This window comes from Novosphingobium sp. HII-3 (assembly GCF_002916655.1).
GTDB classification, from domain to species: domain Bacteria; phylum Pseudomonadota; class Alphaproteobacteria; order Sphingomonadales; family Sphingomonadaceae; genus Novosphingobium; species Novosphingobium panipatense.
In genome coordinates this window covers 1-14,111 of the sequence record NZ_PPSM01000044.1, presented here as the reverse complement: position 1 = coordinate 14,111, position 14,111 = coordinate 1, and the positions used below count along the sequence as shown (strand labels likewise).

At 63.5% G+C, this 14,111-nt stretch carries 14 protein-coding genes; 12 read left to right on the top strand and 2 right to left on the bottom strand.

Annotated features, from left to right (window positions below):
* The first annotated feature begins 14 nt into the window (after window positions 1-14).
* The 8 genes from C2R25_RS15055 to C2R25_RS15020 all read left to right on the top strand — a co-directional run bounded on the left by C2R25_RS15055 (window position 15) and on the right by C2R25_RS15020 (window position 8,355).
* A complete protein-coding gene (locus C2R25_RS15055; protein ID WP_255400466.1) occupies window positions 15-167 on the top strand; it encodes an isochorismatase family protein in 153 nt (50 codons plus the stop codon).
* Between the two features lie 142 nt (window positions 168-309).
* The gene (locus tag C2R25_RS15050) at window positions 310-1,350 is read left to right on the top strand and encodes an NAD-dependent epimerase/dehydratase family protein (RefSeq protein WP_103729992.1); all 1,041 of its coding nucleotides are present in this window, start codon (window positions 310-312) and stop codon (window positions 1,348-1,350) included.
* Window positions 1,351-1,606: 256 nt separating this feature from the next.
* Window positions 1,607-2,416: a helix-turn-helix domain-containing protein gene (locus C2R25_RS15045; RefSeq protein ID WP_103729991.1), complete on the top strand. Its 810-nt coding sequence runs from the start codon at window positions 1,607-1,609 to the stop codon at window positions 2,414-2,416.
* Between the two features lie 365 nt (window positions 2,417-2,781).
* A complete protein-coding gene (locus C2R25_RS15040) occupies window positions 2,782-4,215 on the top strand; it encodes an aldehyde dehydrogenase family protein (RefSeq protein ID WP_103729994.1) in 1,434 nt (477 codons plus the stop codon).
* Window positions 4,216-4,351: 136 nt separating this feature from the next.
* Window positions 4,352-5,089 carry an SDR family NAD(P)-dependent oxidoreductase gene (locus tag C2R25_RS15035; RefSeq protein ID WP_103729990.1) on the top strand — a complete coding sequence of 246 codons (738 nt, stop codon included), beginning with the start codon at window positions 4,352-4,354 and terminating at the stop codon, window positions 5,087-5,089.
* 107 nt (window positions 5,090-5,196) lie between these two features.
* Window positions 5,197-6,405, top strand: a complete 1,209-nt coding sequence (locus tag C2R25_RS15030; RefSeq protein ID WP_103729989.1) for a class I SAM-dependent methyltransferase — start codon at window positions 5,197-5,199, stop codon at window positions 6,403-6,405.
* Between the two features lie 118 nt (window positions 6,406-6,523).
* A complete protein-coding gene (locus tag C2R25_RS15025; protein ID WP_233204039.1) occupies window positions 6,524-6,778 on the top strand; it encodes a hypothetical protein in 255 nt (84 codons plus the stop codon).
* 5 nt (window positions 6,779-6,783) lie between these two features.
* Window positions 6,784-8,355, top strand: coding sequence for an FAD-binding oxidoreductase (locus C2R25_RS15020; RefSeq protein WP_103729988.1), 1,572 nt, complete (start codon window positions 6,784-6,786; stop codon window positions 8,353-8,355).
* Between the two features lie 43 nt (window positions 8,356-8,398).
* Here C2R25_RS15020 and C2R25_RS15015 read toward each other — a convergent pair whose 3' ends face one another.
* A complete protein-coding gene (locus tag C2R25_RS15015; RefSeq protein WP_103729987.1) occupies window positions 8,399-8,905 on the bottom strand; it encodes a VOC family protein in 507 nt (168 codons plus the stop codon).
* A 383-nt stretch (window positions 8,906-9,288) separates the two neighbouring features.
* Between C2R25_RS15015 and C2R25_RS15010 the strand changes: the two genes are divergently transcribed.
* The 4 genes from C2R25_RS15010 to C2R25_RS14995 all read left to right on the top strand — a co-directional run bounded on the left by C2R25_RS15010 (window position 9,289) and on the right by C2R25_RS14995 (window position 13,216).
* Window positions 9,289-10,158 carry a 2-dehydro-3-deoxygalactonokinase gene (locus C2R25_RS15010; protein ID WP_103729986.1) on the top strand — a complete coding sequence of 290 codons (870 nt, stop codon included), beginning with the start codon at window positions 9,289-9,291 and terminating at the stop codon, window positions 10,156-10,158.
* Complete coding sequence (locus tag C2R25_RS15005) at window positions 10,155-10,784, top strand: 2-dehydro-3-deoxy-6-phosphogalactonate aldolase (protein ID WP_103729985.1); 630 nt, start codon at window positions 10,155-10,157, stop codon at window positions 10,782-10,784. Before C2R25_RS15010 ends, C2R25_RS15005 begins: the two co-directional genes overlap by 4 nt.
* Before the next feature lie 297 nt (window positions 10,785-11,081).
* Window positions 11,082-11,999, top strand: coding sequence for a hydroxymethylglutaryl-CoA lyase (locus C2R25_RS15000; RefSeq protein WP_103729984.1), 918 nt, complete (start codon window positions 11,082-11,084; stop codon window positions 11,997-11,999).
* Between the two features lie 5 nt (window positions 12,000-12,004).
* Window positions 12,005-13,216 carry a CaiB/BaiF CoA-transferase family protein gene (locus C2R25_RS14995; protein ID WP_103729983.1) on the top strand — a complete coding sequence of 404 codons (1,212 nt, stop codon included), beginning with the start codon at window positions 12,005-12,007 and terminating at the stop codon, window positions 13,214-13,216.
* 166 nt (window positions 13,217-13,382) lie between these two features.
* On the opposite strand, the gene C2R25_RS14990 is transcribed toward C2R25_RS14995, so the two are convergent.
* Entirely contained in the window at window positions 13,383-13,844 is a 462-nt protein-coding gene (locus C2R25_RS14990) for a tRNA (cytidine(34)-2'-O)-methyltransferase (RefSeq protein WP_103729993.1), read from the bottom strand.
* Between the last annotated feature and the right edge of the window lie 267 nt (window positions 13,845-14,111).

Genomic DNA, 14,111 nt, shown 5'->3' with positions numbered 1-14,111 from the left:
GCGCCCTCGACGCCCTGCAGAACGGCTTCGTCCCCCTCGTGGTCGCAGACGCCTGCGGCGAGCGCGACGAACGCCCACACCAGGCAAACCTCTTCGACCTCTCCAAGAAATACGCCGAAGTAATCACAAAAGACCAGGCCATCGCACTGATGGGCAACGTGGCCTGATCACGGCCCCGGACCAGAGGTCAATCGTCCCGAACCAATGAACGCAGGGGCGAAATGAAGCCGGGTCCTGTTGGAGCCGACCTGCATTCGCCCTACCGTCTCACGCAGCAGGCCATGCGCACGCGGCGGATCGAGGACGAATATGAGCTATAGTGAAGACCTCACCACTCTCGTTACCGGCGGTAGCGGGTTCGTGGGTAGCCATATCGTTCGCCAGCTCGTTGCCGAAGGGCGCAAGGTCCGCGTCATGTTGCGCCAGAGCAGCAAGCGCGACGCGCTGAAAGGGCTACCCGTAGAGATCGTCTTCGGAGACGTGCTTGACCCCGCTTCCCTTGAAAGGGCCATGGAGGGTTGCGGAACCGTTTTCTACAGCGTTGTCGATCCCCGGTTCTGGCTCACCGATCCCGCACCGATCTACCGCAACAACGTCGATGGTCTGGTCAATGCCATGGAGGTCGCGCTGAAGGCCGACGTCCGGCGCTTCATCTTCACGAGCACAATGGGAACGTTGGGCATAAACGCGAATGGTCCCGTGACGGAAGACATACCGTTCAACTGGATGGAGCGCGCTCCGACATACATCCGCGCTCGACTCGATGCGGAGAACCGATTTCTGGAGTTCTGCAGGGACAGGGGCTTACCCGGTGTCGCGCTCTGCATTGCGAACACCTACGGCCCGGACGACTATCAACCAACGCCGCACAACCATGCGCTTTGGCAGGTGGCCAGTGGAAAGACGCCGATCGGCTTCGATGTCGGGCAGCCTACGGTGGACATCCGCGATGCTGCGAAGGCTGCGCTCCTTGCAGAGAAGTTCGGGCGGGCGGGCGAACGGTATATCATAGCGAACGAATATGTTCGCAACCGTGCCTTCTACGCCATGGCGGCCGGGTATCTAGGCAACAAGCCCCCTCGGATAGTGCCGTACAAGGTCGGCTATGGCCTGGCCCTTGTGATCGAGGGCATCCTGAAGCTTCTGCGCCGCAAGGATTACATCGTCAGCACCGATGCGATGTATCTGTCCGATGTATTCAAGGAACTGGATAGCGGAAAGGCCCGGCGGGAACTGAACTGGCACCCGCGCCCATTGAGCCATACGATCCGTGACACGGTTTCCTGGTTCGCGGCACGCGAGGGCGGTAGCGCTTCGATATCGGCAGAGGATGCTCTTGCCGCCGCTTAGGTGTCGCTACCCCAGGGGGCGAACACGCCTTCAGGTGCCAGTGCCATTTTCTAGAAGGTGATGTTCGCTCCATTGGCCGCGCAGGCAACGAGAGGCGGCTCGAACGCAGTCGCGTTGTTCTGGTTGCGCGGCGATCGACGCTTTATCCACCCTGCGGATAAAGCGTCGATCGCCAGACGGAAATCATCACTGTAACGATAGCTTCACAAACGTCGGAGGAGAGGTCCGATCAATAATACGCGTTTGGGGTGAAGCTATGGAACGAGGAGTACCGATCCGGGCCGTCTGCCGTGCAATTTCCATTCTTCAGGAAATAAATCAGATGGGCTCACTTTCGATGATGCAGATCGCCAAGCGCGGTCGCATCCCCTATCCGACGGCATGCCGGATTGTGCAGACCCTCATGCATGAGGGTCTCGTGGAACAGGAGCCTGCACGCAAGTTTTACCGCCCTACGGCTCTTGTGCAGTCGCTCTCGCAAGGTTTTCAGACGGACAGCCTTCTTGTCGAGCAGAGTCGCCCCCACATCAAGGCCCTCACTGAGAAAATCGGATGGCCGGTGTCGCTCACTGTACGGATCGGCACGCACATGGTGGTGCGAGATTCCACCCATGCGAACACATCCCTCACCTTCGAGCGCTACTATCCGGGCTTTCGCCTCCCGCTGATGGACTGCGCGTCGGGGCGAGTCTGCCTGGCGCACATGACGGCGGAACAGCTGGACAAGGTCATGGACTGGGTTTCGCTGGTTGGTTCACCCGGGGAGCAGGAGCAGACCGCCTACGTTTCGGTGAACACCCTCAACAAGATCCGCGACGAAGGGTATGCAGCGATCGGTTGGGGCCAGCACAACCTGACCCCTGGCAAGACCTCCTCGCTCGCCGTACCGATCTTCCGGGACGGCAAGTTCGAAGCGGCTCTGACGATGATCTACTTCGCGGCTGCCATGAAGCAGGGCGAGGCCGTGGAGCGTCATCTTCCCGATCTCAAGGCGACGGCGGCCGCGATCACGGAGGAGATCAATCGCACGGACTTCGCCGTACACATGCCGGCGCTCGTCAACTAGGCGAAAGCGGCCCACCGGAAGAAGTCTCGACGGACCGGCGACTGCCGAGACTCTTCCGTTGATGCGCGGCAGGTGTCCCATGGCAGCAGCGCACCCTCTTCGCCGCCGGGCGGACATCAGGACCGGACGTGGTGCCGGGCTTGCCGCCGGCAGGCGAGTTTCGGGAGAGGCGCTCCGCGCGCGCTGCTCTGTCCGCGCTGCGAACAGTCGGCCTTGATGGCAACTGCCTGGGCAGGGCATGTGGCACAAGCATGCACAGCAGATCGGCCGTCCCGGCCCGCAGAATTGGAAAACCGATGCTTATTGATCCCAAGCCTCAAAGTTCCGCCATCGCCGCCAGGCTGGAGGCGCCCAAGGTGTCCCGGATGCTTATTGCCGGTGAGTGGCGCGGCGCGACCGGCGGCGGTGTTCTGGAAACGATCGATCCGGCAAGCGGTAAGGTCATAGGCACAATTCCTGATGCCACCGCGCACGATGTCGATGCAGCGGTCGCCGCGGCGCGTTCGGCGCAGGCGGCATGGGCTGCCACGCCACCGGCAGAGCGAGCACGCATCCTGTGGAAGATCGCCGATCTAATCGAAGCCAACATCGACGAGTTGTCGGAACTTGAGTCGCTGGATCAAGGCAAGCCGCTCTACGTGGCACGCTGGGCCGAGATACCGGGCGCCGTCAGCCAGTTTCGCTTCTTCGCCGGGCAGGCCATGGCGATCGAGGGGCAGACCATCACGCCATCCATCACTTACCAGCCCGCCGGCAAGGAAATGCGCGCCTGGACCGTGCGCGAGCCCGTCGGCGTGGTCGCCGCGATCGTACCCTGGAACTCGCCCGTGGTGCTGACCGCTATGAAGCTGGCGCCGGCCTTCGCCGCTGGCTGTGCGGTCGTGCTCAAGCCAGCTGAGGACACTTCGCTCACGGCGATCCGGCTGGGTGAACTGATCACGCAAGCGGGTCTTCCGGCAGGCGTGTTCAACATCATCACTGGGCGCGGGGCTGTCTCGGGCGCGGCGCTTGCGGGGCATCCCGATGTGGACAAGGTGGCGTTCACCGGCAGCACGGCAACGGGCCGGGCCATTCTGGATGCTTCTAAGGGCAATCTGAAGCGGGTTTCGCTCGAGCTGGGCGGCAAGTCTCCGGTCATACTTATGGGTGATGCCGATCTGGAACTCGCGATCCCGGGTGCCGCTAACGCGATCTTCTTCAATGCCGGACAGGTGTGCGTGGCGGGATCGCGCGCCTACGTCCATGCCTCAATCTACGACCAGGTTGTTGAAGGGCTGGCCAGTTATGCCGGGGGTCTCAGCCTGGGACACGGCCTTGATCCCGCTACGCAGATGGGTCCCCTGGTCAATGCGCGCCAAGCCGAGCGTGTGAGTGGTTTCATATCCGCTGCACGGGATGAGGGAGCGGCTATCGTCGCAGGCGGCGAGCGCCTCGGTCCTGCTGGCACCTTCATCAGCCCCACGGTTGTCGCCGATGTCAGGCCCGGGATGGAAATCGTTCGCGAGGAGGTGTTCGGGCCGGTTCTTGCGGTGCAGAAATTCGAGGACGCGGACGAGGTGGTCGCAATGGCGAACGACAGCATCTACGGACTCGCTGCCAGCGTCTGGACGGAATCGCTCTCCAGTGCGCACCGCCTGTCTTCCCGGATCAAGGCAGGAACGGTCTGGATCAACTGCCACTCCATGTACGATCCGAGCCTGCCGATCGGCGGCGTCAAGCAATCCGGTTACGGTCGTGACAGTGGGCGTGAAGCGCTCGAGAACTATCTCGAGACGAAAACGATCTGTGCCGTCGTCTGAGGCAGCGACTCCCCGCTGACGCACCGGCGCGGCGTTGCGCGGGAAGGCGGTTGCGGCGGGAGCACCGGCTCACGGCGCGATCCGCTGGCGACGAGGGCTTGTCGCCGAACGACACTCGAATCTGAAAGTTTTCACAATGTCCGCTTCAACGTCAGCAGCGCCCACCGGCATTGTGATCGTGACCGGAGCGGCGTCCGGCATTGGCCTTGCAGCCGCTGAGGCGATCGAGGCTGCCGGGCGGGCGGTCGTCCGTGCCGATATCGCGCCTCAGGCCGACGCACGATGCCGCTACCTCGATGTTGCGGACGAGACGCAGTGGAGCGCCCTTGTGGCTGAACTGGAGGGAGAGGGCGGCGTCGACGGGCTGGTCAACTGTGGCGGCGTCGGCGGCCTCGGTGCCCTCGAGGAGACCGCGCTGGAGGACTGGGACAGGATCATGGCGGTGAACCTGCGGGGTACGGCCCTTGGATGTCGCGCCGTACTGCCCGCGATGCGGGCTCGAGGTCGCGGCGCGATCGTCAACGTCGGTTCTACCTTCGGCCTTGTGGCCCGCGATAATTGCGTCGCCTACTCCGTCAGCAAGGCCGCAGTCGTTCAGCTGACCCGCTGCATGGCCGTGGACCTTGCCGATGCCGGAATACGTGTGAACTGCGTTTGCCCCGGCTTGATCGAGACCGGAATGACCGCTCTTCTTGCGGAGGCGGGCTTGGAAGAGGTTCTGGCGGCGAACCTCCAGGCTCATGCTCTTCGCCGGGCTGGAAAGCCGGCTGAGGTGGCGGCAATGATCGCGTTCCTGGTGTCCGATGCAGCCAGCTTCGTCACGGGTGCGGCGATCCCCGTCGATGGTGGCTACACGGCGGGAAAGTGGTTGTGAGGGGAGTGCCCCGGAACACTCTCCGAGCAGTGGAGATTCCGCTTTAGCCGATACGTCACCGCACCCGGACGCTATAGTTTACGTGACACGTCGCCAGGGAACCCCAGATGCTTAACACCTTTCAGCAGCAGCTTCACGCCGTGCTGCCAACCCCCACCCCGGAAGAAGCTTCACGGCAGGAGTTCGCCAAGAGCCTGAAGCATTTCATTCAGCAGGGACTGCTGCCGGGTCTTCAGCCGGTCTACGCCGGTCGCGCTGCGCCTCGCTTCGAAAAGGAGGCTGGGCGGTCGCCGAAGGACCGTCATGACATCCGCAAAGCGATGGTGTCGGACAACTACTTTCGCCACTATGCGGCGGTCAATCGGATCAGCCAGGAGCTGCTCTGGGATAGCGTGATCGATTCCATCGAGCGGGAGGAGGACGCGCTTCGTGCGGCGGCGGCGGAAAATTCGGCGAAGAACCGGGGCGAGCTGCGTGTTCCTGAGAACTTCCAGGTTCCCCGCTATGTCTCCGCGCTGGACATCCACTGCATGCCCGGCGGGTACGCGGGCGACCCCGAAGATCCCGACGGCGTGTCCCTTGGCGTTCTGTACGATCGCGGCGTGTACCTCTACTCGATGGGCTACACCGGCCCCTTCAACGACGATATGGGGCGCTCGGTGGTGAACTACCTCAAGCGCAAGATGCCCGACTTCAAGCCGAAGCGGATCCTCGATCTCGGCTGCACGGTGGGCCACTCCACCCTGCCGTACAAGGAACTGTTTCCTGAAGCCGAGATCTGGGGGATCGACGTGGGTGGCCCGATGGTGCGTTACGCTCACGCCCGCGCGGGTGCTTTCGGCCTCGATGTCAACTTCGCGCAGATGAACGCGGAAGAGACTGAGTTCGAGGACGCCTCGTTCGATCTCGTGGTCAGCCATATCCTGCTGCATGAAACCAGCGGCAAGGCCATGCCCCGTGTGCTGGAGGAGTGCTTCCGCGTCCTGAAGCCCGGGGGCCTGATGATCCATGCCGACCTTCCGCCGTTCGATCTGATGGATCCGTTCACGCAGTTCATCCTGGACAACGAAACTTACTACAACAACGAGCCGTTCTGGGGCGCGATGCGCGATCTCGATCAAGTCGCCATGGCGAAGCAGGCGGGGTTCGATCCGGAATCCGTCCGCTTCGACACCGCGCCCATGGCTGTCATGGAGTATGCCGGCGCCGGCTATACCGAGGACTCGGCCGCCGACGTTGCGGAACGTGAGTTCACGGCCGGAGAGTTCGCACCCGGTGGTGGCTGGGAAGTCCTCATCGCGCAAAAGCCCGCCTGAAAACCGGCATCGATCTACTAGGAAGCGAAATCAGTCATGAAGCGTGATGCACGGGGCAAGCGGCCTCAGTTCTACCAGGATCCGGCGCTCGATCAGATGATGGGCATGATCATGGTCCTTGCCGGAGAGGGTTTCGGTCCTTGCAGACCAGCTGGACGCGACCCAGCGGGTGCTTGCGAAGCACAGCATCGATGCGAGGGCCGAAATCCAGGCGCTCGTGCTTGACGATGCCGCACTTGAAGAGCGTGAAGCCCGTCGGCAGGCCATGCTTGAGCGCATGTTCTACCTCGTGCGCAAGGAAGCGGCCGAGGCTGCCGGCAAGGAGACGACGGAGAGCTATTTCGCCGCCCTGGATGCCATCGCGGAAAGGTGACGCGAGTGATCAGCAACAATTCCAGCGCGCGGGTATCGCTCTCCGCTATCGTGGGCGCCGACAATCTCCTGACCGAGCCAGCGCGGATTTCATACTTTGCGACTGACGTTTACCGTTCGCAAGTGCTGCCCGGAGCCGTCGTGCGGCCGGGCACGGTCGAGGAACTGCAAGCGGTCGTTCGTGAGGCCGCGGCGGCGAACGTGCGCTTCACCGTGCGCGGGGGTGGTGCCTCCTACACCGACGGGTACAACGCGGTCGACGGTTCTCACCTTCTGATCGACATGAGCCGGTTGAACCGGATCGTGGAGATCGACGAATTCAACGGCTACGTGACGGTCGAAGCGGGCGTGACCTGGCTTCAGTTGTCCGACGCACTTGCAGCCAAGGGGCTGCGCACCCCGTTTCGTGGACCGTTCTCGGGGATTGCAGCGACGGTCGGCGGCTCGATGTCGCAGAACTCGATCAGCCACGGTTCGGGCGCCTGGGGGATATCGGCGGAATCCGCACTCGCCTTCGACATCGTGCTGGCTGATGGGCGCCTGCTGCGGACAGGCACCGGCGGAATGGGAGAGAAGCCGTTCGGCCGCCACGCTGGGCCAGACCTCACCGGCCTGTTTACGGGCGATTGCGGGGTGTTCGGCCTCAAGGCCCGTGTGACCTTGCCACTGCTGCGTAACAAGCCGGCGCACCGGGTGCTGTCGTTCGCCTTCGCCGAGTTCGCGCAGATGCACGAGTCGATGCGTCGCATAGCGATGGAACGCGTGGAGGACTCCCACTTCGCGCTAGATGCCGCACTGTCGCAAGGGCAGATCGCAAAGCAGGAGCGCGCCGGGGGCCAGCTGGCGATGGCCTTGTCCATCGTGAAAAGCTCACCCTCCGTGCTCGCGGGCCTCAGGCAAGTCGCTGCAGCCGGTGTTCTGGCTCGTCGCCAGATCTCCGCGTCGAACTACATGACGCACTACATCGTCGAAGGCTTCGACGACGCCGAGTGCCGGGCGAGGCTGCAGCGCCTGCGCGACCTGACGGCTGATCTCGGCCGCGAGATCGTCGCCACCGTTCCCTCGGTGGTGAGGGGCATGCCCTTCGCACCGCTATACAACACGCTTGGGCCGAACGGCGAGCGCTGGGTGCCGCTCCACGGCGTCATGGCGCACGATCGGGTGCGTGGATTCCACGAGGCTCTTCAGAGTTTCTACGCGGAGCGCGCCGCCGACATGAAACAGCACGGCGTATGGGGCGGCGGGATGTACTCCACGGTGGGGTCCAGCGGCTTCCTCTATGAGATTGCGCTGTACTGGCCGGATGAGCAAACGGCCTACCATGCAGAGTCGGTGCCCGCGGATTATCTGGCCAGCCTGCCGACATTCCCGGCCAATCTGCCAGCGCGTGAGTTCGTCCATCGCCTGAAGGGTGAACTCGTCGATCTCTACGACGCTCATGGCGCGCTGCACTTCCAGCTGGGCCGGGCCTATCCTTATGCTTCCCGACTGGCAGAGGAGCCCCGGGCACTGGTCAAGGCCATCAAGTCCGCTCTCGATCCCAAGGGGCTCGTCGGGCCAGGCGTCCTGGGCCTTTGATCCCTCGCCTGCCGGGCGCCGCCGGGGCGGAGTCCGGCAGGCTTCAGGCGTAGTCCAGTTCCGGCCGGTTCCGTTCCTGTTGTGCGGGATCCATCTCGACAAGATTGATGAGCACACCGTCACAGTCGCGGATGCACACTTCCAGTTGTGCACGGTGCTCCATCGCGAAGACCTGCGGATGGGGCATCCAGGTGGCACCGAGCCTGCGCAATGTGTCCATCGTTCCGTCCATGTCGCGCACATAGAAGACGAGCGCCACCTCACCGATCCGCGCCGGCCCGCTGGCATCTGGGATCACTTCGCTCGTCGTTCCTTTGGCAAGCTTGAACAGGCCCACCATTCCGTAGTTCGGACCCGGTCGCTTCAGTATCCGTATCTCGAACGGGCGCGGGTCGTTGAAGCCCAGAATAGACGTGGCCGAGGGGTGATCCAGTTGCCCCTCGAAGTACGTCTCTGTCAGGCCCATGGCGCTATAGAACTGCGTAGCCTTTTCCAGATCACGTACGAAGATCGTCGCGCGTATGAGCGCCGAGGAAGGGTGTTCATTCATGACTTTCCCCTGCTTGTGACGCGAAATCATCCACGGCTCGCGAGGTTTTCGCGAGCTGTCGGCGGACAGTGGTCGACTGGCGGAGATGCCGGCGCCCGGTGAGAGCCTGCCTGCATCGCCGGCTCGGCCGCCTGGCGCTTGCGCCTGCGCGGGCATGATCCTACGAAGCGGACCGAAGGGTGCCGGTGCGGCCCGGCATGAGACTTGAGAAATACGATGAAACGCGCGACGATCGACAGCGCCTTTGCGCGAAGTGTCAGCCCTGCCACAGTCTCGGCCGTGGTCGGGGTCACGGGCGCTGTTCGGTCTCGCGCGTCCGGGACTCGCGCCGGCGAATTTATGGCCGTCGGGCCCGGCGCCTGCGATCGGCCGGAGCTGCCATCATGAGCGGAGCCGCGTTCATAGCGGTCGATTGGGGCACCACCAATCGGCGTGCCTATCGGGTGGAGCATGGGCAGGCGACGGCCGCCGTCCGCGACAGTCTCGGCGTTCTGTCCGTCTCCGGCGACGCGTTTCCCGCGAAAATTGAAGCGCTCAGGGCAGAGCTGGGGCCGTTGCCGATGCTGCTGGCGGGGATGGTCGGGTCGAACCGGGGCTGGGTGGATGCCCGCTACGTTCCCGCCCCGGCATCAGCGGCGGATCTGGCGGCAGGGCTCGTCTCGCCGTGTGAAGATGTGTTCATCGTGCCGGGGGTCTGCCGTGACCTTGCGGATCGTCCGGACGTCATGCGGGGAGAAGAGGTTCAGTTCCTTGGCGCAGTCGCGGAGGGCTTGGCGCCGCCGGATGCGCTGCTTTGCCAGCCCGGCACCCATGCCAAGTGGGCCATCATGCATGACGGCAAGCTGGCGGATTTCACCACCGCCATGACGGGCGAAATGTTCGCCCTGCTGAAGGACCATTCTCTCATCGGCAGCGAAATGCAGGGAGAGGGGAAGGCTGACGCTGAGTTTCGCCGCGGCGTGGAAGACAGTAAGCGCGCAGACTTGCTGTCCTCCCTTTTCGCCGTCCGCGCTGGCTCTGTTCTTGGTAGGAGGGCCGCGGGCACGGCAGCGGCCTACGTCAGCGGTCTCCTGATCGGAACGGATTGCCGGGCACGCCTGAAATCGGGGCAGACGGTGTACTTGCTTGCAGAAGGTCGCCTGGCGCGGCTCTACGCAACCGCAATCGCCATGACGGATGCCACCTGCATCGCTGTCGACAGCGAAACCGCTTTCATCGCCGGTATCACCCGCATCTGGGATGCACTATCATGATCGACCTTTCCGCCGCACTCGCGCAACTCCCGCTGGTCGCCATCCTCCGCGGCATCCGTCCGGATGAGATCGAAGCCGCCGCCGATGCCTTGGTGGAAGCCGGTTTCCGGCTCATCGAAGTGCCGCTCAACTCACCCGAGCCTCTGCACAGCATCGAAAGGCTGGCGCGGCGGGTTGGCGATCACGCACTTGTCGGCGCCGGAACGGTCCTGACGGTCGATGATCTTAGGCGCGTTCATGACGCAGGTGGACGCATGATCGTCTCGCCCAATACCGACGGCACGGTCATCCGGGAAAGCGTCAGCCGTGGACTCGTGTCCCTGCCAGGGTTCTTTACACCGAGCGAAGGCTTCGCGGCACTTGCGGCCGGGGCCAACGGCCTCAAGCTGTTCCCGGCCGAAGCCGCCACCCCGGCTGTTGTGAAGGCGCAGCGGGCCGTGTTGCCGAAGGATGTGCCCCTGCTGGTCGTCGGGGGGATCACCCCCGCCAACATGCAGCCATGGCTGGATGCCGGGGCGGACGGCTTCGGGCTGGGTTCGGCACTTTACAAGGCAGGAGCGACTGCGGACGAGATCGGCCGCAACGCCCGCGCCTTCGCTGAAAGCTGGGCCCACATGCGGCCTTAGTGCCGCGCTCTGATCGCAGTTCTACCGCAATTTGATACTCTGCTTCCGGGGGTAGCCTCCCTGGCTGTTATGCCGCGCCTGATAAGGGTCGGCAGAGCGCGGCTGCGCCCTCCATTAGCAGTATCTTTGTACGCAAAATGGTTGGGCGACGTTTGGTATGCCTTGCAATACTGATTGACCCACGATCTTCTGTATACTAAATGCAGAGGACAGGTCGCTGAGGCGGAGCTGGCGGCAAGCCGTGTCCCGATCCTCGGCGCGCAATAGCATCAGATCACGTCTTCCCGGAGAAAAGTGATGCCGGACACCGCGATTGAAATTGTCGAGGTCGCCCCGCGGGACGGACTCCAGAACGAAAAGGTTCTGCTGTCCCTGGAGCAGAAGGCTGAACTTGTGACGCGATTGATCGATTGCGGTGCGCGGCGCCTCGAAGTCGGCAGCTTTGTCAATCCTCGCAAGGTGCCGCAGATGGCCGGTACGGACGAACTCCTGGGCCTGCTCCCCCGGCGTGCGGATGTGACCTACATCGGGCTGGTCATGAACATGCGCGGTCTGGAACGGGCGCTGGCAGCGGGCATCGATGAAGCTGGCGCCGTCTGCGTTGCGACCGACAGCTTCGCGATGCGCAACCAGGGCCAGACATGCGAGGGCTCGGTCACCGTCGCAGGTCAGATCGTCCGTGCCGCGATCGGTGCTGGAAGGAGCGGGCAGGTTACGATCGCAGCCGCGTTCGGGTGCCCCTTCGAAGGGGAGGTTTCGGAGGAGCGAGTGGTGGCCATGGCGGCTCGCCTTTGCGAGGCTTCGCCGCGCGAGATCGCGTTAGCCGATACCATCGGAGTGGCCGTGCCCGCGCAGGTTTCACGCCTTGTTCGCAGGGTGCGCGCCGTCATCGGTGCGATTCCCGTCCGCGTACACCTTCACAACACCCGCAACACGGGGATCGCCAACGCCTGGGCCGCTGTCGAGGCCGGGGCGCGGACACTGGATGCCGCTCTCGGCGGCATCGGGGGCTGTCCCTTCGCTCCGAATGCGACGGGCAACATCGCCACCGAAGACCTTCTTTACATGCTGGCGCGGTCGGGGATTGCAACGGGGTACGACCTGTCGCGCACGATCGAACAGGCGCAATGGCTCGAGGCGACCATGAACAAACCCCTTCCGGCGCTGGTTAGCCGCGCCGGCATTTTTCCGCCCACACGCAAGCAGGAGGCGTGAACAGCATGGACATGACGAACAATGGCGCCCTGAAGGACGTCCGCGTCGTCGAGCTTGGTCAGCTTATCGCCGGCCCGTTCTGCGGGCAGCTGCTGGGCGACATGGGCGCAGATGTCATCAAGATCGAGCCGCCTCACCTCAATGGGAAAGGCGGCGGCGATCCGATGCGTCACTGGGGTCACGGCGATGCCAAGCTGTGGTGGGAAGTGGTGGCCCGCAACAAGAAATCCGTCAGCGCGAACCTGCGTGTGCCTGAAGGACAGGAGATCGTTCGCAGGCTTGCCGCGCATGCCGACATCCTGATCGAGAACTTCAAACCGGGAACAATGGAAAAGTGGGGGCTGGGTCCGGACGTCCTTCACAAGATCAATCCGCGCCTCATCATCGTGCGTGTGTCCGGATACGGCCAGAGCGGCCCCTACTCCTCGCGCGCGGGGTTCGGTGGCATCGGTGAGGCCATGGGCGGGTGGCGCTACATCGTCGGCGACCCTGATCGTCCGCCAAGCCGCATGGGCGTGTCCATCGGCGACAGTCTGGCCGCCACCTATGGCTGCATGGGCGCGCTTGCGGCCCTTCATGCGCGGGAGCGCACCGGTAAAGGCCAGATCGTCGACAGCGCACTTTATGAGGCGGTGTTACAGGTGATGGAAAGCCTGGTGCCTGAGTACATGGTATCGGACCACATCCGCAGAAGGTCGGGTTCAATTCTCGAAGGCATCGCTCCGTCCAACGTCTATCCCACCAGCGACGGGGAGTATCTGATCGGCGCCAATCAAGATGGCGTATTCCGCCGCCTCTGCCAGGCGATGGACCGACCTGAGCTGGCTGACAATCCCCGCTATGCCACCCACGTCGCGCGCGGTGAAAACCTGCGCGAGCTGGACGGGATTATCGCCGAATGGACCCGGACGCTGACCATTGATGAACTCGAAGCCACGATGATCGCGTTCTCGATACCTGCGGGCAAGATTTACCGTGCGCCGGAGATGCTTGCAGACCCGCATTTCGCAGCACGCGAAGCCCTCATCGACGTCGAGCATCCCGAATGGGGCAAGTTCAAGATGCAGAACGCGTTTCCCAAGCTGTCGGACACGCCTTCAGCCGTCCGCCGTCGGGCGCCGCTGGAAATCGGGCAGGACAACGCCGACGTCTATGGGAACCTTCTTGGCATGTCCGACGATGAAATCCGTGCTCTCAAGGACACCGGGGCAATCTGATCCGTGCCTGGGCAGGCGACTCTTCCGGCACAACAGTAGCCCGAGGTAGCGCACTCCGCTCACAGCACTTCCCTCTTGCAAAGGTAATCGTCGCGCCGACATGCCATGCGTGGCTTTTTCCTGCGCCGCCCTGGTTCTGGCGCGCCCATGGGACTCTGAGCGGCGGCTATTCGATGTGTTCGGGCAGGGACGCTGTTTGCCGCAGCGCTTCACCGAGCGCCACCGCGGCCGACATCGCCAGATTCATCGAGCGGACGCCGGGTCGCATGGGGAGGCGCACGCCCGCCGTGCACGCCTCGGCAACGTATGCAGGCACACCGGCACTCTCCTTCCCAAAAAGGAGGACGTCGTCCGGCCGGAATTCGAATTCGTAGGCGGACTGCCGCGCCTTCGTGGTGAACAGCACAAGTCTGCTCGGCCCGATAGCCGATCGGAAAGCATCGAAATCGGAATGTCGGACGAAGGTCACATGGTCGATGTAGTCCATCGCCGCTCTTCGCACGCGCCGGTCGTCCCACGTGAACCCCATCGGCTCGATCAGGTCGATCGCTGCGCCAAGGCACGCCCCCAGGCGAAGAACGGCGCCCACGTTTCCAGCGATTTCCGGTTCAAAAAGAGCAATGCGCATCCGCGCTCCATGCAGCGCCAGCAAGCCCCATGCAAGCCCGCTTACCCGCCCGCGTTCGCCTGCCTCGCGGGTTTGCCGGCAGGTGAAGCGATCCGGCAGGTGGTGCAGCATGACGGGCCGGCGCCCATCGCAGTCAGCGTCGCGTGTGGATGGCTCCCGCGTTGCGGTGCGATTTTCTGACGTTCTGACATGCCATATCGAGTGCAGTCGCGTGTCCGGCCTTTATGTGCAGCCTTTATACGGCTGCTGGCCTTGAAGGATTCCGCC